25 protein-coding genes are annotated in these 23,751 nt (G+C 71.7%); 10 read left to right on the top strand and 15 right to left on the bottom strand.

Going from position 1 to position 23,751, the window contains the following annotated elements; genetic code table 11:
* The first annotated feature begins 48 nt into the window (after nt 1-48).
* Nucleotides 49-1,191, top strand: coding sequence for an alpha/beta fold hydrolase (locus WQ53_RS10115; RefSeq protein ID WP_082112962.1), 1,143 nt, complete (start codon nt 49-51; stop codon nt 1,189-1,191).
* A 655-nt stretch (nt 1,192-1,846) separates the two neighbouring features.
* Here the strand turns inward: WQ53_RS10115 and rarD are convergent.
* Both rarD and yedA read right to left on the bottom strand, forming a co-directional pair.
* Nucleotides 1,847-2,755, bottom strand: a complete 909-nt coding sequence (rarD, locus tag WQ53_RS10110; protein WP_052632049.1) for an EamA family transporter RarD — start codon at nt 2,753-2,755, stop codon at nt 1,847-1,849.
* Nucleotides 2,752-3,654 (bottom strand): drug/metabolite exporter YedA, encoded by a 903-nt coding sequence (gene yedA / locus WQ53_RS10105; RefSeq protein WP_052632048.1) that lies wholly within the window; start codon nt 3,652-3,654, stop codon nt 2,752-2,754. The genes rarD and yedA overlap by 4 nt, the downstream gene beginning before the upstream one ends.
* 193 nt (nt 3,655-3,847) lie before the next feature.
* Here yedA and WQ53_RS10100 point away from each other — a divergent pair, with 193 nt between their 5' ends.
* Nucleotides 3,848-4,396, top strand: a complete 549-nt coding sequence (locus WQ53_RS10100) for a DUF3016 domain-containing protein (protein ID WP_052632047.1) — start codon at nt 3,848-3,850, stop codon at nt 4,394-4,396.
* Between the two features lie 440 nt (nt 4,397-4,836).
* On the opposite strand, the gene WQ53_RS10095 is transcribed toward WQ53_RS10100, so the two are convergent.
* A complete protein-coding gene (locus tag WQ53_RS10095) occupies nt 4,837-5,241 on the bottom strand; it encodes a host attachment family protein (protein ID WP_052632046.1) in 405 nt (134 codons plus the stop codon).
* Between the two features lie 189 nt (nt 5,242-5,430).
* On the opposite strand from WQ53_RS10095, the gene msrB reads away from it, so the two are divergent.
* Together msrB and WQ53_RS10085 are read left to right on the top strand one after the other, a co-directional pair.
* Nucleotides 5,431-5,895, top strand: coding sequence for a peptide-methionine (R)-S-oxide reductase MsrB (gene msrB / locus WQ53_RS10090; protein ID WP_052632045.1), 465 nt, complete (start codon nt 5,431-5,433; stop codon nt 5,893-5,895).
* Between the two features lie 46 nt (nt 5,896-5,941).
* On the top strand, nt 5,942-6,316 hold the full coding sequence (locus WQ53_RS10085; RefSeq protein ID WP_052632044.1) for a YciI family protein: 375 nt from the start codon (nt 5,942-5,944) through the stop codon (nt 6,314-6,316).
* Nucleotides 6,317-6,335: 19 nt separating this feature from the next.
* On the opposite strand, the gene WQ53_RS10080 is transcribed toward WQ53_RS10085, so the two are convergent.
* The 9 genes from WQ53_RS10080 to WQ53_RS10040 form a co-directional block, all read right to left on the bottom strand.
* A complete protein-coding gene (locus tag WQ53_RS10080; protein ID WP_052632043.1) occupies nt 6,336-6,719 on the bottom strand; it encodes a hypothetical protein in 384 nt (127 codons plus the stop codon).
* 148 nt (nt 6,720-6,867) lie between these two features.
* Nucleotides 6,868-7,638, bottom strand: a complete 771-nt coding sequence (locus WQ53_RS10075) for a LytR/AlgR family response regulator transcription factor (RefSeq protein WP_052632042.1) — start codon at nt 7,636-7,638, stop codon at nt 6,868-6,870.
* Nucleotides 7,631-8,905, bottom strand: a complete 1,275-nt coding sequence (locus WQ53_RS10070) for a sensor histidine kinase (protein WP_052632041.1) — start codon at nt 8,903-8,905, stop codon at nt 7,631-7,633. The genes WQ53_RS10075 and WQ53_RS10070 overlap by 8 nt, the downstream gene beginning before the upstream one ends.
* A gap of 153 nt (nt 8,906-9,058) precedes the next feature.
* Nucleotides 9,059-9,385 (bottom strand): hypothetical protein, encoded by a 327-nt coding sequence (locus WQ53_RS10065; protein ID WP_052632040.1) that lies wholly within the window; start codon nt 9,383-9,385, stop codon nt 9,059-9,061.
* A gap of 113 nt (nt 9,386-9,498) precedes the next feature.
* Nucleotides 9,499-9,975: a DUF421 domain-containing protein gene (locus WQ53_RS10060; RefSeq protein ID WP_144409436.1), complete on the bottom strand. Its 477-nt coding sequence runs from the start codon at nt 9,973-9,975 to the stop codon at nt 9,499-9,501.
* A gap of 417 nt (nt 9,976-10,392) precedes the next feature.
* Complete coding sequence (locus WQ53_RS10055; RefSeq protein ID WP_052632038.1) at nt 10,393-11,580, bottom strand: NAD(P)/FAD-dependent oxidoreductase; 1,188 nt, start codon at nt 11,578-11,580, stop codon at nt 10,393-10,395.
* Between the two features lie 7 nt (nt 11,581-11,587).
* A complete protein-coding gene (locus WQ53_RS10050; protein WP_052632037.1) occupies nt 11,588-12,142 on the bottom strand; it encodes a YaeQ family protein in 555 nt (184 codons plus the stop codon).
* Nucleotides 12,143-13,023: 881 nt separating this feature from the next.
* Entirely contained in the window at nt 13,024-13,479 is a 456-nt protein-coding gene (locus tag WQ53_RS10045) for a PA2169 family four-helix-bundle protein (protein ID WP_052632036.1), read from the bottom strand.
* A gap of 261 nt (nt 13,480-13,740) precedes the next feature.
* Entirely contained in the window at nt 13,741-14,058 is a 318-nt protein-coding gene (locus tag WQ53_RS10040; protein WP_144409296.1) for a hypothetical protein, read from the bottom strand.
* Between the two features lie 209 nt (nt 14,059-14,267).
* Here WQ53_RS10040 and WQ53_RS10035 point away from each other — a divergent pair, with 209 nt between their 5' ends.
* Complete coding sequence (locus WQ53_RS10035; protein WP_052632034.1) at nt 14,268-14,510, top strand: DUF3297 family protein; 243 nt, start codon at nt 14,268-14,270, stop codon at nt 14,508-14,510.
* A gap of 18 nt (nt 14,511-14,528) precedes the next feature.
* Here the strand turns inward: WQ53_RS10035 and WQ53_RS10030 are convergent, their stop codons facing one another.
* Nucleotides 14,529-15,533, bottom strand: coding sequence for a hypothetical protein (locus tag WQ53_RS10030; protein ID WP_236685852.1), 1,005 nt, complete (start codon nt 15,531-15,533; stop codon nt 14,529-14,531).
* Nucleotides 15,534-15,682: 149 nt separating this feature from the next.
* On the opposite strand from WQ53_RS10030, the gene WQ53_RS10025 reads away from it, so the two are divergent.
* Nucleotides 15,683-18,088, top strand: a complete 2,406-nt coding sequence (locus tag WQ53_RS10025) for a PAS domain-containing protein (protein ID WP_158497834.1) — start codon at nt 15,683-15,685, stop codon at nt 18,086-18,088.
* A 37-nt stretch (nt 18,089-18,125) separates the two neighbouring features.
* Complete coding sequence (locus WQ53_RS10020; RefSeq protein ID WP_052632031.1) at nt 18,126-18,497, top strand: response regulator; 372 nt, start codon at nt 18,126-18,128, stop codon at nt 18,495-18,497.
* A 351-nt stretch (nt 18,498-18,848) separates the two neighbouring features.
* Here the strand turns inward: WQ53_RS10020 and fabV are convergent, their stop codons facing one another.
* Nucleotides 18,849-20,054, bottom strand: coding sequence for an enoyl-ACP reductase FabV (gene fabV, locus WQ53_RS10015; RefSeq protein ID WP_052632030.1), 1,206 nt, complete (start codon nt 20,052-20,054; stop codon nt 18,849-18,851).
* A 327-nt stretch (nt 20,055-20,381) separates the two neighbouring features.
* On the opposite strand from fabV, the gene WQ53_RS17060 reads away from it, so the two are divergent.
* Both WQ53_RS17060 and WQ53_RS10005 read left to right on the top strand, forming a co-directional pair.
* Entirely contained in the window at nt 20,382-20,951 is a 570-nt protein-coding gene (locus WQ53_RS17060; protein ID WP_052632029.1) for a dihydrofolate reductase family protein, read from the top strand.
* Between the two features lie 89 nt (nt 20,952-21,040).
* A complete protein-coding gene (locus tag WQ53_RS10005; RefSeq protein WP_052632028.1) occupies nt 21,041-22,252 on the top strand; it encodes a serine hydrolase domain-containing protein in 1,212 nt (403 codons plus the stop codon).
* A 31-nt stretch (nt 22,253-22,283) separates the two neighbouring features.
* Here the strand turns inward: WQ53_RS10005 and WQ53_RS10000 are convergent, their stop codons facing one another.
* Nucleotides 22,284-23,027, bottom strand: a complete 744-nt coding sequence (locus WQ53_RS10000; protein ID WP_052632027.1) for a DNA-formamidopyrimidine glycosylase family protein — start codon at nt 23,025-23,027, stop codon at nt 22,284-22,286.
* Nucleotides 23,028-23,113: 86 nt separating this feature from the next.
* Between WQ53_RS10000 and WQ53_RS09995 the strand changes: the two genes are divergently transcribed.
* The gene (locus tag WQ53_RS09995) at nt 23,114-23,719 is read left to right on the top strand and encodes an ACP phosphodiesterase (protein WP_052632026.1); all 606 of its coding nucleotides are present in this window, start codon (nt 23,114-23,116) and stop codon (nt 23,717-23,719) included.
* Nucleotides 23,720-23,751: the final 32 nt, after the last annotated feature.

Here is a 23,751-nt window from a genome sequence, read left to right as displayed (position 1 = left end):
CGGCCGGCCGCGCGTTACGGTGGCCCGCCGTCTGTCGATGCGACCGCCATGCCCACTGCGGCTGTTTCCCACACGACACGGCCGCGGCGGTTCGCCGCGCGACTGTTCCTGCTGGCCTGCACCTGCCTGCTGCTCGCCGGCTTCACCCACTCGCCCGCCTGGTCGGGCAATGGCGCGGCCACCGCGCTCGGCCAACGCCTGGTCGCGCCCGGCGGCGTCTCGCCGCTGCTGCCGCGCGAGCGGATCGAGGCGCTGCTGGGCAGCGTGCCCACCCGCAGCGGCCACCTGGCCACGCCCGGCGGCGTGTCCGTGTACTGGCGCGCACTGGATCCGGGCGACTACCGCATGCGCTACGCCTACACCGGCCTGTCCGGCACCGAAGACGAGCGCATGGACTACGCGCTTTCGCTGCAGGCGCCCGCACAGGCGCAGCCGCCGCGCGGCACCGTGGTCCTGCTGCACGGCTGGATGATGGACGGCGGCTCGCTGCTGCCGTGGTCGGTGGCGCTGGCCGAGCACGGCTACCGCACCATCGCCCTGGACCTGCGCAACCACGGCCGTTCCGGCGCCGGCCCGTCCGGCTACGGCACCCGCGAGGCCGAGGACGTGGTCGCGGTGCTGCGCCAGCTGCGCGACCGTGGCGAGATCGCCGGGCCGCTGCACGTGCTCGGCGTGTCCTACGGCGCGGCCACCGCGATCTTCGCCGCGCGCGACCTCGGCGCCGAGGTCGGCGGCGTGGTGGCGATGGAGTCGTTCGACAACGCCGGCCGCGCGATCCGCGACATGGTCCCGCACATGCTGCAACGGCCGGGGCACGGCGTGGTCGAACGGCTTTCGCGGCAGTGGCTGCGCTGGCGCTACGACGGCGGCCTGCTCGACGCCGCCATCGCCGAGGCCGACCGCCGCCTGGGCCTGGACCTGGACCGGATCGACGTCGGCCGCGCGCTGGCACAGGCACCGGCCTGCGTGCTGCTGGTCCACGGAAGTGACGACGCGCACGTGCCGGTGGCGCACGGCCGCGCGCTGGCCGCGGCCGCGCCGCGGGCGCGCTACCTGGAACTGGCCGGCGAGGACCACCTCAGCCTGCCGATGCGGCTGGACCGGCTCGCGCCGACGGTGGTGGACTGGTTCGAGCGCACGCCTTCGGCCGGTGCGCCCTGCCCGCAACCGTTGGCGCCGGGGCATGCCTGATCGTACTAGCGGGAACGCTCGGCTCCGCGGCACGCCTGATCGTGCTCGGGAAGCGAACGCTCGGCTCCGGAGGGGGGCCGTCGTGTCCTGGGGGTCTGGCGCATCGCTCCGCTGCGGCGTCCTGCCTCCGAGTCGCGACCGCAGCACATCCCTGTGCTGCTTGCGCCAGACCCCCAGGACACGACGGCCTCGGGAGCTTTGGGGACGCGGCTTCGATCGGAAGAGCAACGGCAAAGGCAAAAGTACCCCTCCGAGCCCTCTCAGACGGCACTGCCTTCTGTAGGAGCGGGCATGACCGCGACACGGGCGTCGGAATCACGAGGGCGTCGCCTGGGCCGACGGCGTCGGGTCGCGGTCATGCCCGCTCCTACAAGAGCCGTGCGCAGCTCAACGCCTGAACGAAGCCACGACGCCAAAGCTCCCGAAGACGTGGCGGGCCGGGGGTATTGCGGCAGTGGCCATGGATGGCCACGTCGGCGAGTCGGCACAGGGATGTGCCGTCGAGACGACCGCAATACCCCCGGCCTGCCACGGCTCAGCCCGAAGGCGACCACACCCGGCGCTTTTGACTGTGCAATTGCGGTTGCGGTTGCCAGAACACGATCGCGGCATGGCATGGCCAACAGAAAGCAGGACCCGCCAGCGGAGCGGTCGCCTACATCGCCGGCCGGCGCCGGCTCCGCCACAGCCCTTCGCCGGCGTAGATCGCCAGCCCCAGCCAGATCGCCCCGAAGCCCAGCGCGCGCGCCGCGTCGAACGGCTCCTGGAAGAACCACACCCCCAGCAACAGCTGCAACGTCGGCGCGATGTACTGCAGCAACCCGACCACGCTCAGCGGAATGCGGCGCACGCCGTAGGCGAAACCGATCAGCGGCACCGCGGTGACCACGCCACCGAACACCAGCAGCAGGTCCGTGCCCAGGCTCCACTCCCCGGCGAAACCACCGCCATGGCCGGCCTCGGCCCACAGCACGTAACCCAGCGCCGGCAGCATCAGGTACAGGCTCTCCAGCCCCAGCCCGGCCACCGGATCGACCGCCACCAGCTTGCGCACCAGCCCGTACAGGCCGAACGAAGCGGCCAGGCCCAGCGCGATCCACGGCGGCGAACCAGCGCTCCAGGTCAGCCAGGCCACGCCCGCCGCGGCGCAGCCGACCGCGACCCACTGCAACCGGCGCAGCCGCTCGTGCAGCACCACCACGCCCAGCACCACGTTGACCAGCGGGTTGATGAAGTAGCCCAGGCTGGTCTCGACCACGTGGCCGGCGTTGACCGCCCAGATGTACAGCCCCCAGTTGAACGCGATCAGCACGCTGCTCAGCGCCAGCGCCGGCAGCGCGCGCGGCTGCGCGGCCAGCCGCCGCAGCCAGCCCCAGCCGTCGCGCAGCAGCAGCCAGCCGACCACCAGCAACGCGCTCCAGACCACCCGGTGGGCCATGATCTGCAGCGCCGGCACCGCCTTGAGCAGGTGCCAGTAGACCGGCACCACGCCCCAGATGACGAAGGTGCCGGCGGTGACCGCCAGGCCGCGGCGGTCGATGCCCGGACCCGCCACTGCGGTCACCGGCGCAGCACCTTGGCCAGGGTGATGATCACCACGCCGGCCAGGATCACCGCCATCGCGCCCAGGTCGTGCGTGGTGAAGCGCTCGCCGGCCAGCCACGCGCCCAGCGCGACCGCGATCGCCGGATTGACGTAGGCATAGCTGCTGACCAGCACCGGGCGCACGTGGTGCAGCAGCCACACGTAGGTGCTGAAGGCGACGATCGAACCGAACACCGCCAGGTACAGCAGCGCCAGGGTGCCGTGCAGGGTCGGCGTCGCGGCGACAAGGCTTTCGCCGCGCAGCAGGCCGACCACCAGGATCAGCGCGCCGCCGCACAGCATTTGCCCGGCGGCGGCCATGAACGGCGGCGGCAGGTCGCGCCCGCGTGACCACACCGAGCCGAACGCCCAGGCCAGCGGCGCGATCAACAGCATCACCAGCCCCGTGGTGCTGGCGCTCAGGCTGCTGCCGGCGTTGAGCCAGAGCACGCCGGCGAAGCCGATGGCGATGCCGGTCCATTCGACCCGGCTCGGCCGCTGCCCGTACATCGCGCCGAACACGCCCATCCACAGCGGCACCGAGGCCACCGCCACCGCGGCCAGGCCGGAGGACACGTGCTGTTCGGCCAGGACCACGAAGCCGTTGCCCAGCAGCAGGAGCATCACTCCCATCGCCGCCAGGTTCTTCCACTGCGCCGGGGTCGGCGCCGGCACCCCGCGCCAGCGCAGGAACGCGTACATGGCGGCGCCGGCGAGCAGGAAACGGCCGCCGGACACCGCCAGCAGCGGCGGCCAGCCGCCTTCCAGGGCAAAGCGGATCGCCAGGTAGGTCGAGCCCCAGACCACGTAGACGATGACCAGGGCGACGACGACGGCCAGGCCGGCGGCGCGCGCCGGGGCCTGCACGGAAGCGGACATGGGGACGGACGGCGGGGGACGGATACGGATTCTAATCCACGCGCCCCTTGCCCGGCCCGCGCACGGCGGTGATGCAGCGTTGCATGAACGGCCCTGCCCGGCGGCTGAAGCCGCGGCAACGGGCGTCGGCGGACGCTTCACCCGGCGCTGCCGCAGGCGCAGAATCGACCCAAGCCATCCGAGGACCGACGCCATGCGACCGCTATTCCTCATCCCGCTGCTGGCCGCGCTGCTCGCCCTGCCGGCGCATGCGCGCCAGGTGGTCACCGATCCGTCGTTGCCGCGCGCCCTGCCCGCCGAGGGCCCGGTCAGCGTCGAATGGACCGACCCGGCCCAGTTCTCGGACCTGCGCTTCAGCAGCAACCGCTGGGAGGCGCAGCAGGGCAACTGGGTGACCCAACTGGCGCAGCACCTGCAGCAGCGCGCCGCCGCACGCCTGCCTGACGGCCAGCGCATGGACGTGACCATCACCGACATCCAGCGCGCCGGCCGCTACGAGCCGGGGAGAAGCATCAACTTCGACCATGTGCGCGTGATGCGCGAGATCTATCCGCCGCGGATGACGCTGAACGTGCGCATCACCGATGCCGATGGCACCGTGCTGGCCGAGGGCGAGCGCCAGCTGTCGGACATGGGCTACCTGCAGCACTCCTCGCCGATCAACAACGACAACCTGCGCTACGAGAAGCGGATGATCGACGATTGGCTGCGGCGGGAGCTGCCGACGGCGCCGCGGACGTAGGCGCCCGCGGCTCACGAGCTGCCTCGCCACCACCCGTGCAGGAGCCCAGCTTGCTGGCGACACGGGCGTCGGGAACACGAGGGCGTCGCCTGGGCCGACGGCGTCGTGTCGCCGGCTGAACCCGGCTCCTACAGACAGCAAACCGCGCGGGGCTTCCCCTTCTGCGGCTTGGCGCTCCTCTGTAGGAGCTGACTTCAGTCGGCGACACGGGCGTCGGAATGACGAGGGCGTCGCCTGTGCCAACGGCGTCGCGTCGCCGGCTGAACCCGGCTCCTACAAAAGGCAACCGCGCGGGACCTCCCTTTCTACGGCTTGGTGCTTTTGTGTAGGAGCTGACTTCAGTCGGCGACACGGGCGTCAGGACCACGAGGGCGTCGCCTGTGCCAAGGGCGTCGCGTCGCGGGCAAGCCCGGCTCCTACAAGAGAAGCAGCGGCGGACTTCAGAAATCCGGCGCCAGCGCGCGCTCGATCTGCTCGCGCGGGGCATTGGTGTAGTTCTTCGGCAGCTCGGCCAGCACGCGGTTGCGCGCCTTCTCGTGCAGCATCTGGCGGATCTGGCCGAGGGTCTGCGGATCGGCCGCCAGCACCAGGTGCTCGTAGCGGTCCACCAGCGCGGCCTGGTTGAGCCGTTGCGCCAGCTGCCGTGCGAACGATGCCTCCTCGGCCTCGCGCATCGGCATGTCGGACGGCAGCACCGAGGGCATCACGCCTTCGGCCGGGTCCAGCTGCAACGCCTCCTCCTGGTGCAGGCGGACCTGCCCGTTCTCGCTGCCGAGGTTGCGGAACAGCCGCGCCGACGCGCCGTCGGCCACCAGCACCCAGGTCTCGCGGGGAATCCTGCGCATGTCGTCTCCTGTGTCTCGGGTATGCCCGAAACTAGGGGTCCCGGCGTTAGCGCCGTGCGCACGGATCGTCACGATTCCGTGGGAAAGGGTCGGCGGGCGACCCGGAGTGCAAGGACGCCTCACCCCGCGGACATGCCGCATGCGCCATCGTGGCGCATCATTCCCGACGATCCGCCCCCTGGAGACGCCATGAGCCGCTTCGACCTCAGCCCGCCCACCCCCGCCCAGCGCGAGGCGCTGGCCGCCGGCCTGTCGCCGGACGAGCGCCGGGTGCTGCTGCAGCACGGTACCGAGGCGCCGTTCTGCGGGGTGTTCCTCGACAACAAGCGCGAGGGCACCTATTGCTGCCGGCTGTGCGGGCTGCCGCTGTTCCGCTCCGGCGCCAAGTTCGACTCGGGCACCGGCTGGCCGAGCTTCTTCGCCCCGTACGACGAGGCGCATGTCCGCCGCATCCGCGACACCAGCCACGGCATGGTCCGCACCGAGATCGTGTGTGCGCGCTGCGGCAGCCACCTGGGCCACGTGTTCCCGGACGGGCCGCCGCCCACCTACGAGCGGCACTGCCTGAACTCGGTGTCGCTGGCGTTCGTCGATGCCGGCCAGCCCCAGCCCGATCCGCTGCAGCGCGGCGGCGCCGAGGCCGGGCCGGCGTGAGCTCGGGCGGTTACCATGCCGCCTTGCCCACCTGCCGGAACGCCGCATGAAGTACCTGCTGCTGGTCTACATCGATCGCGAGATGCTCGAGGCCGTCCCGGCCGAGGAGTACGACAGCCAGATGCGCGATTGCCTGCGCAAGGCCGACGGCCTGCAGGCGCAGGGCACCCTGCTCGGCTTCAACCGGCTGGAGGCGCCGGCGCAGGCGCGCACCGTGCGCGTGCGCGAAGGCCGCACCAGCGTGTTCGACGGCCCGTTCGCCGAGACCAAGGAAGTGCTGGCCGGCTACAACCTGATCGAGGCCGACTCGATCGAGCAGGCGGTGGAACTGGCCCGCCAGTTCCCGTGGGTGCGCTACGGCAGCATGGAGGTGCGCCCGGTGGCCGACACCGACGCCGAGCGCGCGCGCGTCGGCGCCTGAGCCGCCGCGTCCGCCGCGCTCAGGCGCAGCGGGCCGCGTCCTGGCTTGCCGCGTCCTGGGCCGCCACGCAGTGACGGAAGCCGGCCGGCAGGCCTTCCACCCGGTGGCGCTTGCCCACGGTCAGGTCGAACGCGTCGAGGGTCTGCTGCCGGCACGCGCTGGCGGCACCGGTCGTGGCCGCGGCGGCCGCGGCGTCGCAGCGCTCTTCGTAGATCCGGTAGTGGCAGCCGCCGCTGGCGCTGGCGAAGCACTCGAACGTGGCCACGCCGTCGACCAGGGTGGTCTTGCTGAACAAGGTCTCGCTGCCGCTGTCGACGATGCGGGTGATGCTGGTCGTGGTCGGGCGCGTGTCGCAGCCGAACAGCGACAGCACGCAGGAAAACAGGGCGGTCAACAGGCGCATTTCACACCTCGGCGGACGAAGCTGGCGGCGCGGCGGCGCGCACGCAGGGAACGGGTCGGGGACGGGGGACGTGCTGGATCGTCATGCGGGCAACTCCTTCTGGATGCATGGGGGCAATCGACCGTCGCAACGCGGCGACGGCGTCCGTTCACATTCCGCGGAACAGCGCCATGAACGGCGCGCTCACCGGCAGGGTCTCGTCGCGGCCCTTGAGCCGCAGCGTGCCCTTGCCGCTGTCGTCGCGGACCACCGAGGCCACCGCCTTGAGGTTGACGATGGTGGAGCGGTGGATCTGCCGGAACTGGTGCGGGTCCAGCGCCTCCAGCAGTTCCTTCAGCGGGGTGCGAAGCAATGCCTCGCCGTCGGCGGTCACCACCACCGTGTACTTGCTGTCGGCGCGGAAGTAGGCGACCTCGTCGAGCATGATCAGCCGCGTCTCGCGGCCGCTGTTGGCGGTGATCCAGGCCAGCGGCGGCGGCGCGGCCGGCTCGGAGGGCCGCTGCGCCAGGTGCCGCAGCAGCGCGTCGAGCGTGGCCGGGTCCGGGCGGCCTGCCGCCACCCGCGCCTGCAGCCGCTGCACCGTGGCCTGCAGGCGGTCGCGCGCCACCGGCTTGAGCAGGTAGTCGACCGCGCCCTGCTCGAAGGCGTCGATCGCGTACTGGTCATAGGCGGTGACGAACACCACCTGGGTGCGCGGGCTCACTTCGGCCAGCGCCGCGGCGACCTCGATCCCGGTCAGGCCGGGCATGCGGATGTCGAGGAAGGCCACGTCCGGCTTGTGCTCGGCGATGGCCTCCAGCGCGCTGGCGCCGTCCTCGCACTCGGCCACGATCCGCAGCCCCGGCCAGACCTCGCCCAGCTGCAGCAGCAGCGAGGTGCGCAGCAGTTCCTCGTCCTCGGCGACGACGCAATCAAACATGGGAAGGTTCTCCGGCGGCGGGCGCCGCACCGGACGGCAGCGCCTCGGGCAGCGGCAGGGTCAGGGTCGCGGCCACGCCGCTGGGGAAGTTGGACACGATCGAGAAGCCGGCGCGCTCGCCCCAGGTCAGGCGCAGCCGCTCGCGCACGTTCTTCAGGCCGATGCCGGTGCCGGCGGTGGTGGTGCCGAAGCCCTGGCCGTCGTCGGCGACGGTGACCGTGGCGTGGTCGTCGAAGCGGCGCGCCAGGATCCACACGGTGCCGCCGCCGGGCTTGGGCTCCAGGCCGTGCTTGATCGCGTTCTCCACCAGGGTCTGCAGCATCATCGACGGCAGCCGCAGCGCCTTGAGCGCGTCGGGCACCTCGACCTTCAGTTCCAGGCGCGCGCCCATGCGGATCTTGAGGATCTCCAGGTAGGCGCGGGTGCGCTCCAGTTCCTCGCCCAGGGTGGACAGGGTGTCGTGCTCGCGCGGCAGCGAGCGGCGCAGGTACTGGATCAGGTGGCCGAGCATCTCGTCGGCGCGCGGCGGATCGGTGCGCGCCAGCACCTGGGCGTTGGCCAGGGTGTTGTAGAGGAAGTGCGGCTCGACCTGGGCCTGCAGCAGGTTCAGGCGGGCCACGGTCAGCGCGTTGTCGGTGGCGCTGCGCTCGGCCTGCGCCTGCTCGTCGCGGCGCTGCTCGGCGACGCGGCGGGTGACCGAGCGCAGCAGCGCCTCGGCGTTCTCGTAGCTGGTGCCCTCGTCCAGCGCGAACAGGTCGACCCAGTGCGGCGCGTCCGGCTCGCACAGCAGGGTCACGCCGCTGGTGCCCTCGCCGGGCACCACCGTGGCCAGCACCCGGTCATGGGTGATCGCCAGCCGCGCCAGCACGTTCCAGCGCGAAGGCTGGGTGCCGCCGAACGGATCGCTGCGGCGCACCCGGGCGCGCACCTGCAGGCTGCCGCGCGAGGCCTCGATGTCCTCGATCCGCGGCAGTTCGCGCACCGCCGCCTCGACCAGCTCGAAGGCCGCGCCCGCATCCATCGGCACCTCGATCCGGCGCTGCTGGTGGTTGCTGAGCACCGCCGCGTCCAGGCGGCCGGCGGCCAGCCGGACCCGGCGCAGATGGGTCACCGCGCCCAGCATCGCCAGCACCATCGCGCCCAGGGCCAGCAGCCAGAAGAAGCCGCCGACATCGCCGAACATCCCGCCCCAGACGAAGCCGGCGAGCATGATCGCCACTACCCAGGCGAAGAGGATGCGCAGGATCAGGAACAGGCTGGCGGACACGGGGCACCGGGAGCGTTTCGGTGCCGCGGAGCATAGCGGCCCGCCGCGCGGCCGGAACCCCCGCTGCGACGAAACCGGGAATGGGCCGACAGGACGCGCCGGTGCGGGAGCGGGCCGGCGCCCGCCGCGACGCTGTGGCGGGCGCCTGCGCCGCTAGGCGGTGTCGACGGCGTCGACGACCCCGGCGGCATCTTCCAGCCGCGCCCAGGCCCGCTCGAACACCGCGCGCGCCTCGTCCTCGGTCAGCAGGCTGGCGGCCACGTCCTCGCGCAGCAGGTACAGGCGCTCGGCCTCGTCGCGCGGCGCGCGCGGGTGGTTGAGGTAGACGTCGTAGGCCGCGCACAGCACTGGCCAGTAGCGGGCGAAGGTGCGCATCGCCCGCGCCCGCGGCAGCGCGTGGTAGCGCTGGCGCCAGTGTTCGCGCTCGCGGTCGAGGTCGATCACCACCGCTTGCCGCCGCGGCGCTTGCCCGTTGTCCATGGTCCGTTGCCCGCTGCAGGCCGGCGTCGCCGGCATTTCCACCCCTGTCGGGACGAGCATCCCAGTCTCGCCGTCGGAAGCGGGTGAAAATCCCCGCGCGCCCGATGAAGCGTTCAGTCGTCGCGGCGGATCAGGGTGATGTCGCCGCTGGTCTCCAGCACCGCGATCCCGATCCGCGCATCCTCGGCGCAGTCGGCCTCGCGCTTGGCCGCCTCGAAGTCGGCGCGGCTGACGTTCTGCCGGCGCAGCACGTGCCAGAAGACCTCGCCGTTGCGCGCCAGCACCACCGGCTCGCCCTCGATGATCCTGTCCAGCCGCCGGTTGCGCGCGGTGGCGAAGCCCACCGCCCAGTTCAGCGCCAGCAGCGTGGCCGCCAGGATCAGGCCGCCGACCAGCGAGGTGTCCTCCCCGATCAGCGAGTTCTGCACTGCGGTGCCGAGCAGCACGACCAGCAGCAGGTCGAAGGGAGTGAACTGGCCAACGGTGCGCTTGCCGGTCACCCGCACCAGCACCAGCACCACCACGTACACCACCACGGCGCGCAGCACGAACTCCCACCACGGCATCGCCATTTCGAACAGGCTGTCCAGCATGCGGGCGCTCCGTTGCCGCGAGTGCCGCGGCCGGAGCCTATTGGCCGCCGTGGAGCGTCAAACGGCGGTGAAATCGCGGGGCTTGCTACAGGCGACCTGCTGCACTGGACATCGATCGCCGCATCGTTCACGAACCCGCGCACCGCCACCGCCGTTGTAGGAGCCGGGTTCAGCCGGCGACACGACGTCCTCGGCACAGGCGACGCCCTCATGGTTCCGACGCCCGTGTCGCCGACTGAAGTCAGCTCCTACAGAAAGGCGGTCGCGGCGCTGCTGTTGTAGGAGCCGGGTTCAGCCGGCGACACGACGCCGTCGGCACAGGCGACTCCCCCGGCATTCCGACGCCCGTGTCGCCCACTGAAGTGGGCTCCTACAGGAAAGCCGACGCGGCCGTGGTGGTGGAGGCAGGACCGGTCAGCCCAGCGCCGTGCCGGCCGCGTGCCCGCAGGCCCAGGCCCACTGGAAGTTGTAGCCGCCCAGCCAGCCGGTCACGTCCAGCACCTCGCCGACGAAGTACAGGCCCGGCACGAGCCGCGACTGCATCGTGCTGGAGGACACGCCATCGGTGTCCACCCCGCCCAGGGTCACCTCGGCGGTGCGGTAGCCCTCGGTGCCGCTGGCCACCAGCGGCCAGTCGGCCAGCAGCGCGGCGGCCTCGCGCAGCTGCGGGGCGTCGTACTGGCGCATCGGCCGGTTCGGCAGCCAGACCTCGCACAGGCGCTGGGCGAAGCGCCGCGGCAGCGCCTCGGCCAGTACGGTCTTCAGTTCCGCGTCCGGGCGTTGCTTCTGCTGCGCGCTCAGCCAGTCGTGCGCGTCGCGTCCGGGCAGCAGGTCCAGGCGCAATTCGTCGCCGGGCTGCCAGTAGGAAGAGATCTGCAGGATCGCCGGCCCGCTGACCCCGCGGTGGGTGAACAGCAGCGCCTCGCGGAAGCTGCGGCCGTTGCAGCGCGCCTCCACCTCCAGCGCCACCCCGGACAGGTCGGCCAGCCGCTCCTGGTGCTTGCCGCTCAGGGTCAGCGGCACCAGCCCGGCGCGGGTGGGCAGCACGTCGTGGCCGAAGCGTCGCGCCAGTTCGTAGCCGAAACCGCTGGCACCCAGGCTCGGGATCGACAGGCCGCCGCTGGCCACCACCAGCGCCGGCGCGGCGAAACCGCCCTGCGCAGTGCGCAGGCGGAAGCCGCCGCCGTCGGGCTGTTCGACCCGTTCGACCGCGCAGTGGGTGCGCACCTCGACCCCGGCCGCGGCGCATTCGTCCAGCAGCATCTTCACGATCAGCTTGGACGAGACATCGCAGAACAGCTGGCCGAGGGTCTTCTCGTGGTACGCGATGCGGTGCTTCTCGACCAGGTCGATGAAGTGCCAGGGCGTGTAGCGCGCCAGCGCCGACTTGCAGAAATGCGGGTTGGCCGACAGGTAATTGTCCGGACCGGCGCCGGTGTGGGTGAAGTTGCAGCGCCCGCCGCCGGACATCAGGATCTTCTTGCCGACCTTGTTGGCGTGCTCGACCACCAGCACCCGCAGGCCGCGGCCGCCGGCGGTGAGCGCACACATCAGCCCGGCGGCACCGCCGCCGACCACGATCGCGTCGTAGTGCCCGACCATCGCCCGCTCAGGCCGGCTGCGGCGCCATCCGTACCACCGGCTGCAGCACCGCCTCGCGGCCGGCCTCGTCGAGCACGCGCGCCTCGCCGTCCTGGATCTGCACGTCCAGCTTCATCCCGCGCGCGTACAGCGCAGCCAGCGCCTCGACCTGCGCAGCCGGCAGGTCGAGCACGGTGAGGTTGTCGTGGCGCGCGAGCGCGGAGGCAGCCTTGTCCCACCACAGGTCCGCTGCGCGGCCGCCGTAGTTGAGCACCACCACCTCGCGCGCGCGGCCGCAGGCCTTACGGATCCGCGATTCGTCCGGCTGCCCGATCTCGATCCAGCGCTCGACGTCACCGCCGTAGTCGCGCTGCCACAGGTCGGGGTCCTCGTCGGTGCTCAGGCCACGACCGAACTCCAGCCGCTCCTCGGCGTACAGGGCGAACGCCAGCAGCCGCACCATCAGCCGCTCGTCCGTCTCCGACGGGTGCTGGGCCAGGGTCAGCGGGTAGTGGGCGTAGTGGTGGCGGTCCATGTCGCTGAGCTGCAGCTCGGCACGAACGACGGTGGCCTTGAGCGCCATGCGGGATTCCTGGTTGCGGTGGGCACGCCGCGCGCGGGCGACGGCGAAGGACGCGCATGATACGCCGCCGGGGCGGGCATGGCCGGCGGCTGCGGTCGCGGTCGTCGCGGCGTCCGTACGCGGACCGGGAAAAATGGGCCCCTGGTCCGCTTGGGGGACGGTCGCGACGGCCAAGCAACTGCAAAAGCGCCTGGGGTGGTCGGCTTCGGGCTGAGCCGCGGCAGTGCGGGTGTGTTGCGGTCGGCTCGACGGCACATCCGTGTGCCGACTCGCCGACGCGGCCATCCCTGGCCGCTGCCGCAACACACCCGCACTGCCACGTCTTCGGGAGCGTCAGGGTCGTGGCTCCGTTCCGGCGTCCTCCAAGCAACAGCCGTCATTTTGCTGCCGCGCCGTTCTGTAGGAGCCGGGCTTGCCCGCCACACGACGACCTCGGCACAGGCGACGCCCTGGGATTCCCGACACCCGGGTCGCCAGCAAGCTGGGCTCCTACAGGAAACCCGGAACCATCGGTGGCGGTTTTTCGCCAAACCATAGAAGCCATGACCGCCACGCCACCCGAGGACGTCGTCCTGCCGGGGTATGGCGCAAGTGGCACAGGGATGTGCCACGGCCCCGAGTTGGAGGGCAGGATGCCCGACCGAGGGGTGAGCCATACCCCGGCAGGACGGCGGCCCCCGGCCGAAGCCAGCGCTCTTGCTCCAAGGGGCCATAGCGGCGGCGGCCCACCGAAGCCGACACCGGTGGTTCACGACGACGCCTGCTGCTGACAGCACCCGGGTGGCTTCTCCCGGATTCTGGAGAGGAACCTAAAAGAAGGGCCTGCCGGATCGCTCCGGCAGGCCCGCGCATGCGCAGGGCGGCGCGTGGCGCCGCCGAGGTCAGGCGGCCGACTTCATCGCATGCTTGCGCCTGCGCATCTCGTCGTGGCAGGCGCGCACTTCCGGCAGCAGGCGCAGGGCGGCATCGCGTGCCGCCGCCGGCGTGTCGGCATCGGCGACGACTTCGTCGAACGCCTCCAGCAGACGGTCCTCCGACTCTTCCAGCTGGGCGACGTAGGCGTATTTGCTGTCACCCAGGGCGGCGCGCACGTTGCCGTAGGCCTGGCGCAGGCTGCCGACCAGGGTGCCGTCGGTGTCCGGCGTACCACCGGCCGACTGCACCGTGGCGCTCAGCTGGCCGACGACGTCGGTCTTGACCGCGGCCATGCGGCGGAACAGGGCCGCCAGTTCGGCGTCCTCCACCCGCTGGGCGGCCTCGGTGTAGAACTCCTGGCCGTCGCGCGAGATCGCGATCAGGTCGTTGAGGCTGTGTTCGATCTTCTTCTGGTTGTTCATTCGGTACTCCTGGGCTCGGCACGGCGGCCAGGCAACGTGGCTGCAGGATCTGCGTCCTGTTTCGGCCGCCGCGCAACGGGGTTGGCTCGCCTCGTTGCTGTTCCGGCGATGCTTGCGCACCCGCCATCAAGCGGTCGTGAGCCGCAGGCGAACGTCATGTGAGCGCGATCCGGCGACACCCGCAGGCGCCGCCGCCTGGCGCGAGATCCGGCACGGCCGCCGCACCAGGCGACGGCCCGGCTTCCGGAGGAGCGACCGCCCTCAGCCTTCGAGGACGTGCGCGCCGGGGCGCTGGAACGGCCAGTGGTAGGTGTTCGCAGTCACCACCGGCTGGGCGTTGCGGAAGGCACGCGCCCGCTCTTCGTTGGTGAACGCCTCGGGTACCGTCCCCGGCGGCGTATGCTGGATCGACAGGAACGCCAGCGGACCGAAGCCCGCGATCGAAGCGGAGAAATCGGCGACGTTGTTCATGGTGGACACCTCGTGATGGCCCATCTGCGGACCGTTGCTCCTGCATTCCCCGCACGCCGCGACGCCATCAGTGTGCTGCCCGCGGACCACGGGATCCTTCTTGCCCATGACGATGCTGCAGCGGTCGTCGCGAAACGGAAGTGAGGGCAAAGCCCCCCGTCCCGGACCCGCTCCTTCCGTGCACGCCTGCCGCAGCACGTCCCCTTGCCACCACCAACGCATCGCTTGCGGCGGACAGGCCATGCCGCGCCGCCGGCCGGCGCGGAGGTATGCTTGTCACCCCGCCGGCGCCGCCGGCACGCCTGCCCCGCATTCCGATGAGCGACACGCCTCCCGACCGCCTGGCCCTGGATCCCCGCAGCCCGTACCACGACGCGGCCGTGATCGAACGCGGCGTGGGCGTGCGCTTCAACGGCCAGGAACGCGACAACGTCGAGGAATACTCGGTCAGCGAGGGCTGGATCCGGGTCCAGGTCGGGCGCTCGCGAGACCGCCGCGGCAACCCGATGACGATCAAGGTCAAGGGCACGGTCGAGCCCTACTTCATCGAGCCGGCCTGAGCGCGACGCCTGCGGCGTTCAGCCGCTGCAGGCCTGCGCCATCCCGCGGTCGGCGTACCACAGCGCGCGGCGCGACAGGTCGTAGGCGCCGTTGGCGACGTTGGGCAGCATGTGCATGGCACGGACCGGATCGGCCCCGCGCGCGTACGCGGTCTCGGCCTTCTGCAGTTCGTCCAGGTGCAGCAGCAGCGGCTGCATGAGCCGCTGCAGCCGCGCCCGGTCGCAGCGCGCGTACGCGGTCTCCAGCGCGGCCACCTGCTCGCGGATGCGGCGGCTGGCCTCGCCGTCCAGGCCCGGTGCCGGCTGGTAGTCGATCGGCGCGGCCTTGTAGGCGTCGCCGGCGGCCTCGCTGCCCAGGTCGGCGGTGCGCTCGTGGCGCACCGGGTTGTAGCGCACCTCCGGCGAGGGCCGCGCGCGCGCATGCTCGATGTCCTTGCCGAACAGGAACTCGGCGATCCTGTTCTGCGCGCGGGCGATCTCCTGCTGCGCCACGTCGGCCACGTCGCCGTCGCTGATCCAGTCCCGGGCGAAGCGCGTACCGCGTGATTGCACGGGGTTGGGGGGCTGCAGCGCGCGCGCGGCGGCCTCGTCCGCCGGTGCCTGGCCCAGGCCCGGAACCCGGGCCGGCGCTGGCGTCGGAATCCAACGGTCGGAGTCGGTGGCCGGCAGCCGCACCCGGCCGTCGGAGCCGTAGAACTGGACCCCGGCGGCTGTATCCGCCGCCCGCACGGCGCCGGCCGCCATGGACGCTGCATCGGCATCCGGTGGCGGCCGCGACGCTGGCGACGCGGCTTCGGGGTCGCGGACCGGGGGCGACGGCAGCGGCACAAGCGGCGGCGCGTACGGTACCCGCGGCGAATACACCAGCTGCACGCGGTGTTCCTCGGCCGGCGCGGAGCGGACCAGGCGCGGCAGCCCGCCCAGCAGCTTCCAGGCCAGCACCAGCAATGCGATTGCGGTGGCGACCGCCACCGCGCGCGGCAGCACGTCGTCGCTCCAGCGGGAAGTCCATGCGCCTTGCACGAAGAGTGGATGCCGCGTCCGGGTTGCGTGTCAGGTCCCGGATGACCGCCGCCGCACGCGCGAGTTCCCGAACCGCGGTGGACTTCGTCACTCCGTTCATGCGCCGGATATGCCAGCATCCGGGCGTCTTCGCCCCGCCCGATACGCCGATGCCAGACACCGCCGCACCATCGTCCGCCGGCACCGAGTTCCTGCGGGGCGGCGGGATCCTGGCCGCGCGCATCGCCGCCCACGACTGGTCGCGGCACCCGCTAGGCCCGCCGGCGCAGTGGCCGCCGGAGCTGAAGACCACGCTCTCGATCATGCTCGGCTCGCGCTTCGCGATGTGCGTGGGCTGGGGGCCGGACCTGCTGCTGTTCTACAACGACCCGTACATCCCGATCCTGGGCGCCAAGGATGCGGTCGCGCTGGGGGAACCCATCGCCACGGTCTGGTCCGAGGTCTGGGAAGACATCCGTCCGCTTGCCGAAACGGCCATGTCCGGCACCGCCACCTGGCGCGAGGACATGTACCTGCGGATGGAGCGGAACGGTTTTCCCGAGGACACCTGGTGGACCTTCAGCTACACCCCTGTGCGCGATCCGGACGGACGCGTGGTGGCGATGCTCAACGTCACCCACGAAACCACCGCGCGGGTGCTGACCGAACGCCGCCTGGCGGACGAGAACAAGCGCCTGGCGAGCATGTTCGAACTGTCGCCGACCTTCATGGCGATGCTGCGCGGGCCCGGGCACCGCTTCGAGTTCGCCAACGCCAGCTACCGCGGCGTGGTCGGCGGCCGCGACGTGGTCGGACGGACCCTGGCCGAGGCCCTGCCTGACGCGGTCGAGCAGGGCTACCTGCAGGTGCTGGACCGGGTCTACGCCACCGGCATGCCGTTCGTGGCCAGCGACGCGGTCTTCCTGGAGCAAACCACGCCCGGCGGCCCGGTCAACGAACGGCGCCTGGACTTCGTCTACCAGCCGCTGCTCGACGCCCAGGGCCGGGTCGACGGGATCTTCGTCACCGGCGTGGACGCCACCGCCCGCGCGCGCAGCGAGGCCGAACTGCACGCGCTCAACCAGAACCTGGAACGGCAGGTCGCCGAGCAGGCGCAGGAGCGCTCGCTGACCTGGCAGGTGACGCCGGACATGCTCGGCGTGCTCAACCGCGACGGCGTGCTGGAGAAGACCAATCCGGCCTGGCAGCGCACCCTGGGCTGGACCAGCGCGGAACTGGCGGCGCGGCCGGCGCGGGACCTGGTCCATCCGGACGACCTGGAGGCGGTGACGGAGGCCAGGACCCGCCTGCACGCGGGCGAGCCGCTGCTGGGCTTCGAATGCCGCATGCGCACCCGCGACGGCGACTACCGCACCCTGTCCTGGGTGGCCTCGCCGGAGGGCGGCAAGTTCTACTGCAGCGCGCGCGACGTCACCGACATCAACCAGGCCGCGCGCGCGCTGGCCGACTCGCAGGCGCAGCTGCGCAGCCTGTTCGAGAACAGCCACCAGCTGCAGGGCCGCTGCGCGCTGGACGGCACCCTGGAGGACGCCAACCGCACCGCGCTGGACGCCATCGGCTGCGACCTGGAGGACGTGGTCGGCCTGCCGGTGTGGGAAACGCCTTGGTTCACCGGCACGCCCGGCATGCCCGAATGGATGCGCGCCGCGTTCATGCGCGCGCGCGCCGGCGAGCCGGTGCGCGAGGAGGTCACCGTGCACCTGCCTACCGGCCTGCGCTCCTTCGACCTGTCGCTGCGGCCGCTGTATGACGCCTCCGGCGCGGTCAGCGCGGTGGTGCCCGAGGCACTGGACATCACCGGGCGCCGCGCCACCGAGGAGGCGCTGCGCCAGTCGCAGAAGCTGGAAGCGATGGGCCAGCTCACCGGCGGCGTGGCCCACGACTTCAACAACCTGCTGACCCCGATCATGGCCGCGCTGGAACTGGCCGAGGATCCGCAGGTGCGCCCCGAACGGCGCGCGCGCACCCTGGCGGTGGCGCGCCAGTCGGCCGAGCGCGCGGCGACGCTGGTGCAGCGCCTGCTGGCCTTCGCCCGGCGCCAGCCGCTGCAGGCGGTGGAAGTGGACATCCGCCTGCTGGTCGAGGGCATCGCCCATCTGCTGCGCAGCAGCTTCGACCCGCGCGTGCGCGTGGCGGTCGATGTGGAAGACGGACTGCCGCACGCCCGCGCCGACGGCAACCAGCTGGAGATGGCGCTGCTCAACCTCGGCGTGAACGCGCGCGACGCGATGCCCGAGGGCGGCACGATCACGCTGCGCGTACGCTGTGTCGCGCTAGATTCGGGCCAGGACGCGGCGTTGCCGCCGGGCCGTTACGTAGTGATCGCCGTGGAAGACACCGGACTGGGCATGAACGAAGCGACGCGCGCCCGCGCCATCGAACCGTTCTTCACCACCAAGGCCATCGGCCAGGGCACCGGACTGGGCCTGTCGATGGTGCACGGACTGGCCTCCCAACTGGGCGGCCGCCTGCGCATCGACAGCGAGCCGGGCCGCGGCACCACGATGGAACTGTGGCTGCCGCAGGCGCGGACGGCGCAACCTGGCGACCGATAGCGCAACCACACGGAACCACACGGAGGAACCCACACCCATGGCAAGCATCGAACCGCGGCGTGGCGTGGCCCTGGTCGTCGACGACGAGCCGGGCGTGCGCATGTGCACCGCCGACGTGCTGACGGACATGGGCTATGAAGTAGTCGAGGCCAACTCGGCCGAGGACGCGCTGCGCACGCTGGAGCAGGGCGTGGTGCCGGCGCTGCTGGTGACCGACCACCTGATGCCGGGTATGTCCGGCTCGGAGCTGGCGCGCGAGGTCCGCGGCCGCCATCCCCAGGCCGCGGTGATCGTGGTGTCCGGCTACACCAGCGTCGAGCTGGACCCGGGGCTGGTGCTGCTGGGCAAGCCGTTCCGGCTGAAGGACCTGCGCGACTGCGTCGAGGCGGCGACCGCGCGGTCGTCGTAGGCGGGTCGCGGTCGGCGATACGTCACACGGTGCAGGCGACCACTTCGCCCGCATCACCCATGAACGGGCAGCCCCCCGTCGTCCCGGTGGACGCCGGGGGATTGGGTGCTCCTGGCTTCTTGCAGGAGCCGGGCTTGCCCGCGACACGACGGCCTCGGCACAGGCGACGCCCTCGTGATTCCGACGCCCGTGTCGCCGACTGAAGTCAGCTCCTACAGAAAAGCGGCGCGACGCAGCTGTTGTAGGAGCCGGGTTCAGCCGGCGACCCGACGCCGTCGACCCAGGCGACGCCTCGTGATTCCGACGCCCGCGTCGCCAGCAAGCTGGACTCCTGCAAGGACAGCAGCCGACTCACTCGCCGGTCAGGTCGACCACGTCGAACGGAGTGACCGGGTCGACGTCGACGTCGTAGTCCACGTCGTCGCGCTCGAAGCCGAACAGCTTGAGGAAGTCGTGCTTGTAGCTGGCGTAGTCGGTGGCCTCGAACAGGTTCTCGGTCGTCACCGTCGGCCACAGCTCGCGGCAGGCCTGCTGCACGTCGTCGCGCAGCTCGCGGTCGTCCAGGCGCAGGCGGTTGGACTCGTCGGTCGGCGGCGGGTCGGCCGAATACAGGTGCTCGCGGAAGGTGCGCTCGAGCTGCTCGATGGTGCCCTCGTGCAGGCCCTTGGCCTTCATGATCCGGTAGACGATGGCGATGTACAGCGGCATCACCGGGATCGCGGCGCTGGCCTGGGTCACCACCGACTTGAGCACCGTGACATTTCCCTGGCCGCCGCCCGGCTTGAGCCGCGCATCGATCGCGTGGGCGGCGCGGTCCAGGTCCTCCTTGGCCTTGCCCAGCGCGCCGTGCCAGTAGATCGGCCAGGTGATCTCGGTGCCGATGTAGCTGAAGGCCACGGTCTTGGCGTCGGGCGCCAGCACCCCGGCCTTGTCCAGCGCATCGATCCACAGCTCCCAGTCCTCGCCGCCCATCACCCGCACGGTGTCGGCGATCTCCTGCTCGTTGGCCGGCTCGACGGTGGCGTGGATGATCTGGTCGCGGTTGGTGTCCACCGCGGTGGCCTCGTACGGCTGGCCGATCGGCTTGAGCGCCGAGCGCTTGAGCTCGCCGGTGTCCGGCAGGCGCCGCACCGGCGAGGCCAGCGAGTAGACCACCAGGTCGATCGGGCCGCCCATCCCGCGGGCCAGCTCGACGGCCTTGGCGCGCACTTCATCGGAGAACGCGTCGCCGTTGATCGAACGGCTCCACAACCCGGCTTCCTTGGCGTAGCGGTCGAAGGCGGCCGAGTTGTACCAGCCGGCGTTGCCGGTCTTCTTCTCGCTGCCCGGCTTCTCGAAGAACACGCCCAGGGTCGCCGCACCGTAGCCGAAGGCGGCGGTGATGCGCGCGGCCAGGCCGTAGCCGGTGGAGGCGCCGATCACCAGCACGCGCCTGGGCCCGTCGTTGCGCACGCCCTGCGACTGCACGTACCGGATCTGGTCCCGCACGTTGTTCGCGCAGCCCACGGGGTGGGCGGTGGTGCAGATGAAGCCTCGGACTTTCGGATGGATGACCACGCGGACTCTCTCGGAAGCGGATGGAGGCACCGGCGCGCGGGCACGCCGGCGGAGCGGCACAGTCTAAGTGGTCCGGCCGGGAATCGACCCTTCTGCGGCGTATGGGGGGCCATGCCCGCGGCCGGGGGCGGTTCCGCCCCCCGACCACCGTCATCCCCGCGAAACGCTTCACACCTTCGAATGACGGTCACCCGGATATCTTGGCGACTGGGCTCGGCTCCGCGTCCGGAGCCGGCCAGGGCACTGTCGATCCGCCCCCGCCGGCACGTCGTATACCTGTGGTCTGCTGCAGCGGCAGGCGCGCCCCGACCCATCCCGGAGGACGCCATGGGCAAGGTGATCGTCGAACAGATCGTCAGCATCGATGGCTACGCCGAGGACGCAGCCGGCGGTATCGGCTTCTTCACCGACGCGCAGGCCGTCAACGCGGCCGACCAGGAGCAGCTGAGGATGCTGCGCAGCGTCGGCGCTATCGTCCTCGGCGCGCGCACCTACCGCATGTTCGCCGACTACTGGCCGCAGGCCGACCCGGCGGCCGAGCCGGTGGCGGCCCCGATCCGCGAGCTGCCCAAGTTCGTCGTCTCCTCGTCCCTGGAGGCGGCGCCATGGGGTGCCGACCAGTCGGCCACGCTGCTGCGCGGCGACGGCGTGGCGGCGGTGCGCGGGCTGCGCGGACGCATCGCAGGCGACCTGGTCGTCTGGGGTAGCCTGACCCTGGCCGATGCCCTGTTCGAAGCGGGCGAGGTCGACATGCTGCGCCTGCGGATCGTGCCGGCGCTGTTGGGGCGCGGCCGTCCGTTCGCGCCGGCCGGCAGTGCCGCGCGGCGCTGGTCGCTGGCCCGCGCCGACCACTTCGAGGGTGGGCTGGTGGTGCTGGAGTACCACGCGGCCGCCTGAACCGGGCGGCGTGGCGCTTGCGCACGGCCGCGCGTCGGCAGCACGCAAGTCGTTACCCTTGTGGCATCCCGTGCCTGCCAATCGCCAACATGCCGACTGCAATGCGTTTCCTCAGCTGCCTGCTGCTCGCCCTGCTGGCATCCACCGCGGCACGCGCGCAGCCGGTGGCGCAGGCACGGGTGGCCTTCGACCGCGACGGCATCACCGCGGTGCAGGCGCGGGGCCTGGCCGACACCGCCACGGCGCGCGCACTCGAAGCCGACGATCCGGCGCGCATGGCCTCGATCTCCAAGCTGGCCACCGCGATCGGGGTGATGCGGCTGGTCGAGACCGGCACGCTAGACCTGGACGCCGACGTCTCCGCGCAGCTGGGCTGGACCCTGCGCCATCCGGACTTCCCGGACACGCCGATCACCCTGCGCATGCTGCTCTCGCACACCACCGGGCTCACCGACGCGGCCGGCTACTGGCAGGTGCCGCTGGACGGGGAACTGCGCGATCTGCTCGCCGATCCCCGAGCCTGGGACCGGGAACACGCGCCCGGCAGCTTCTTCCGCTACGCCAACCTGAACTTCCCGCTGGTGGCCTCGGTGATGGAGCGCGCCACCGGCGAACGCTTCGACCGGCTGATGCAGCGGCTGCTGTTCGCGCCGCTCGGGCTGGATGCCTGCTTCGGCTGGGCCAGCTGCAGCGACGCTGCGGTGGCACGGGCAGTGGTGCAGTACGACGCGCAGGGTCGGGCGACCACCGACGACCTGGGCGGACAGCGCCCGCCCTGCCCGGTCCGCCCCGCGCGCGACGGCGGCTGCGACCTGGCTCAGTGGCGACCCGGCGTCAACGGCGCGCTGTTCTCGCCGCAGGGCGGCATGCGCATCTCCGCGACCGGGCTGGCCAAGATCGGCCGGCTGCTGCTGCGCGGCGGCGAAGTCGACGGCGTGCGCCTGCTGCGCCCGGAGTCGGTCGATGCGCTGTTCGCCCCGCAATGGACGCTGGCCGATGGCAACGGCGTCACCGCCGAGGAGGACAGCAGCGGCCAGTCGCGTGACGGCTTCTTCTGCCACTACGGCCTGGCCTCGCAATCCCTGGCCACGCCGGCTCCAGGCTGCCGCAACGACCTGTTCGGCGACGGCGTGGCGCGCGTGGGCCACAGTGGTTCGGCCTACGGCCTGCTGTCGGGGCTGTGGCTGGACCGCGCTGCCGGCACCGGCGTGGTCTATTTCGCCACCGGCATGGCCGATGCCGAACCCGGGCGCCGGTCGGCGTTCACCGCCATCGAGGAAGCGATGGCGCGCGGGGAGTAGCACGCCCGCAACCCCGCTGCCGGACGCGCGCTCACCCGAACGGGTACAGGCGCTGGCACTGCTCGCAGAAGAACGCGCGCCGGCGCGCCAGGCCCAGGTGCTTGCGATAGCCGAGCCGCTGGCCGTCGCGCGGGCACACGGTGCGGGTATGCACCTGGAAATGCTGGCGCAGCACGTAGGCCCGCTTCCAGCGCAGGAAGTCGAAGCTGTATTCGCGCGCCTGCTCCACCAGTTCGCCCAGCTTGCGCGGCGGCAGCCCGCCGATCCGGCTCTCCGGGTGCACCCGGATGCGGTGCAGCACCTCGTTCTTGATGATGTTGCCGACGCCGGCGAACACGTTCTGGTCCAGCAGCGCATCGGCCGCCAGCGCCAGCGGCTGCATGCGCAACTTGCGCCGCGCCTGCGCCGGATCCCAGGCGTCGTTCATCACGTCCGCGCTCCAGTCATAGGCTGCGTCCAGCGGGCCTTCGACGAACTTGACCGAGCAGGCGTAGAAGTTGAGTTCCCCGCCATCGCCGAAGTCCAGCCCGACCCGCGGCTCGGTGGCCCGTCGTTCATCGATCCGGTAGCTGCCGAACAGCAGCAGGTGGATGCGCAGGCTGAAGCCCTCGAACTCGACCAGGAAGTGCTTGCCCCAGCTGCGCAGGGCCAATACCCGGCACCCGGCCATGCGCTGGATCGGCTCGCGGCTGTTGCCGCGCACGCGCAGCACCGTGCGCCCGGCGAATGCGGCCGCTTCCTCCTTCAGGATGACGATGGAAGGACCTTCGGGCACCGGGCCAGTATCGACGCGGCGCGGGTGATCGCGCCGTCAACCCGCACGCTCGTGACACACTGGCGGAGCCAACCACGCCGCCGCCGATGAACTACCTGGCCCATCTCTACCTCGCCCGTCCCGACCACGAAGCCATGCTCGGCGCGCTGCTGGGCGACTTCGTGTTCGGCATGGCGGCGCTGCAGGACTGGAGCCCGGTGGTGCGCCGCGAGATCCTGCTGCACCGCCGGATCGACCGCTACACCGACGAGCATCCGCAGGTGGCCCAGGCGCGCTCGCTGTTCGGCGACGGCCGCCGCCGCTACGCCGGCATCGCCCTGGACGTGTACTACGACCACTGCCTGGCGCGCGACTGGGCGCGCTACAGCGAACTGCCGCTGGACGCCTTCACCGCGCCGTTCTACGCCTACCTGCTGGCCCGGCGCGAGGAACTGCCCGGGCGCCTGCACGCGATCGCGCCGCGCATCGCCGCGCACGACTGGCTGGGCTCGTACCGAGAGCGCGGCAACGTCGACCTGGCAGTCACCCGCATCGCCACGCGGCTGTCGCGCAACGGCGACCGGCTGGTCGCCTGCCTGGACGACCTGCGCCGGCACGAGGCCGAGATCGCCGCCGGCTTCGACGCGTTCTTCCCGCAGCTGGTCGCGCACGTCGCCGCGCTGCGGCAGCAGGCGCCGTTCACGGCGGAATGAAGCCGCATGTCGATCCCGCGCCCACACCGACG

Origin of the sequence: Pseudoxanthomonas suwonensis, from assembly GCF_000972865.1 — a bacterium.
In the GTDB taxonomy this organism is placed as follows: domain Bacteria; phylum Pseudomonadota; class Gammaproteobacteria; order Xanthomonadales; family Xanthomonadaceae; genus Pseudoxanthomonas; species Pseudoxanthomonas suwonensis_B.
The sequence above is the reverse complement of the archived record's forward strand: the minus strand, read 5'-3'. Positions and strand labels throughout refer to the sequence as shown.

Excerpts from the sequence above, each read along its gene's own strand:
- WQ53_RS10115 (WP_082112962.1), top strand. The coding sequence starts at position 49 with ATGCCCACTGCGGCTGTTTCCCACACGACACGGCCGCGGCGGTTCGCC.
- yedA (WP_052632048.1), bottom strand. The coding sequence starts at position 3,654 with ATGTCCGCTTCCGTGCAGGCCCCGGCGCGCGCCGCCGGCCTGGCCGTC.
- WQ53_RS10100 (WP_052632047.1), top strand. The coding sequence starts at position 3,848 with ATGCGACCGCTATTCCTCATCCCGCTGCTGGCCGCGCTGCTCGCCCTG.
- WQ53_RS10095 (WP_052632046.1), bottom strand. The coding sequence starts at position 5,241 with ATGCGCAGGATTCCCCGCGAGACCTGGGTGCTGGTGGCCGACGGCGCG.
- msrB (WP_052632045.1), top strand. The coding sequence starts at position 5,431 with ATGAGCCGCTTCGACCTCAGCCCGCCCACCCCCGCCCAGCGCGAGGCG.
- WQ53_RS10085 (WP_052632044.1), top strand. The coding sequence starts at position 5,942 with ATGAAGTACCTGCTGCTGGTCTACATCGATCGCGAGATGCTCGAGGCC.
- WQ53_RS10080 (WP_052632043.1), bottom strand. The coding sequence starts at position 6,719 with ATGCGCCTGTTGACCGCCCTGTTTTCCTGCGTGCTGTCGCTGTTCGGC.
- WQ53_RS10075 (WP_052632042.1), bottom strand. The coding sequence starts at position 7,638 with ATGTTTGATTGCGTCGTCGCCGAGGACGAGGAACTGCTGCGCACCTCG.
- WQ53_RS10065 (WP_052632040.1), bottom strand. The coding sequence starts at position 9,385 with ATGGACAACGGGCAAGCGCCGCGGCGGCAAGCGGTGGTGATCGACCTC.
- WQ53_RS10055 (WP_052632038.1), bottom strand. The coding sequence starts at position 11,580 with ATGGTCGGGCACTACGACGCGATCGTGGTCGGCGGCGGTGCCGCCGGG.
- WQ53_RS10050 (WP_052632037.1), bottom strand. The coding sequence starts at position 12,142 with ATGGCGCTCAAGGCCACCGTCGTTCGTGCCGAGCTGCAGCTCAGCGAC.
- WQ53_RS10045 (WP_052632036.1), bottom strand. The coding sequence starts at position 13,479 with ATGAACAACCAGAAGAAGATCGAACACAGCCTCAACGACCTGATCGCG.
- WQ53_RS10040 (WP_144409296.1), bottom strand. The coding sequence starts at position 14,058 with ATGGGCAAGAAGGATCCCGTGGTCCGCGGGCAGCACACTGATGGCGTC.
- WQ53_RS10035 (WP_052632034.1), top strand. The coding sequence starts at position 14,268 with ATGAGCGACACGCCTCCCGACCGCCTGGCCCTGGATCCCCGCAGCCCG.
- WQ53_RS10025 (WP_158497834.1), top strand. The coding sequence starts at position 15,683 with ATGCCAGACACCGCCGCACCATCGTCCGCCGGCACCGAGTTCCTGCGG.
- WQ53_RS10020 (WP_052632031.1), top strand. The coding sequence starts at position 18,126 with ATGGCAAGCATCGAACCGCGGCGTGGCGTGGCCCTGGTCGTCGACGAC.
- WQ53_RS17060 (WP_052632029.1), top strand. The coding sequence starts at position 20,382 with ATGGGCAAGGTGATCGTCGAACAGATCGTCAGCATCGATGGCTACGCC.
- WQ53_RS10005 (WP_052632028.1), top strand. The coding sequence starts at position 21,041 with ATGCCGACTGCAATGCGTTTCCTCAGCTGCCTGCTGCTCGCCCTGCTG.
- WQ53_RS09995 (WP_052632026.1), top strand. The coding sequence starts at position 23,114 with ATGAACTACCTGGCCCATCTCTACCTCGCCCGTCCCGACCACGAAGCC.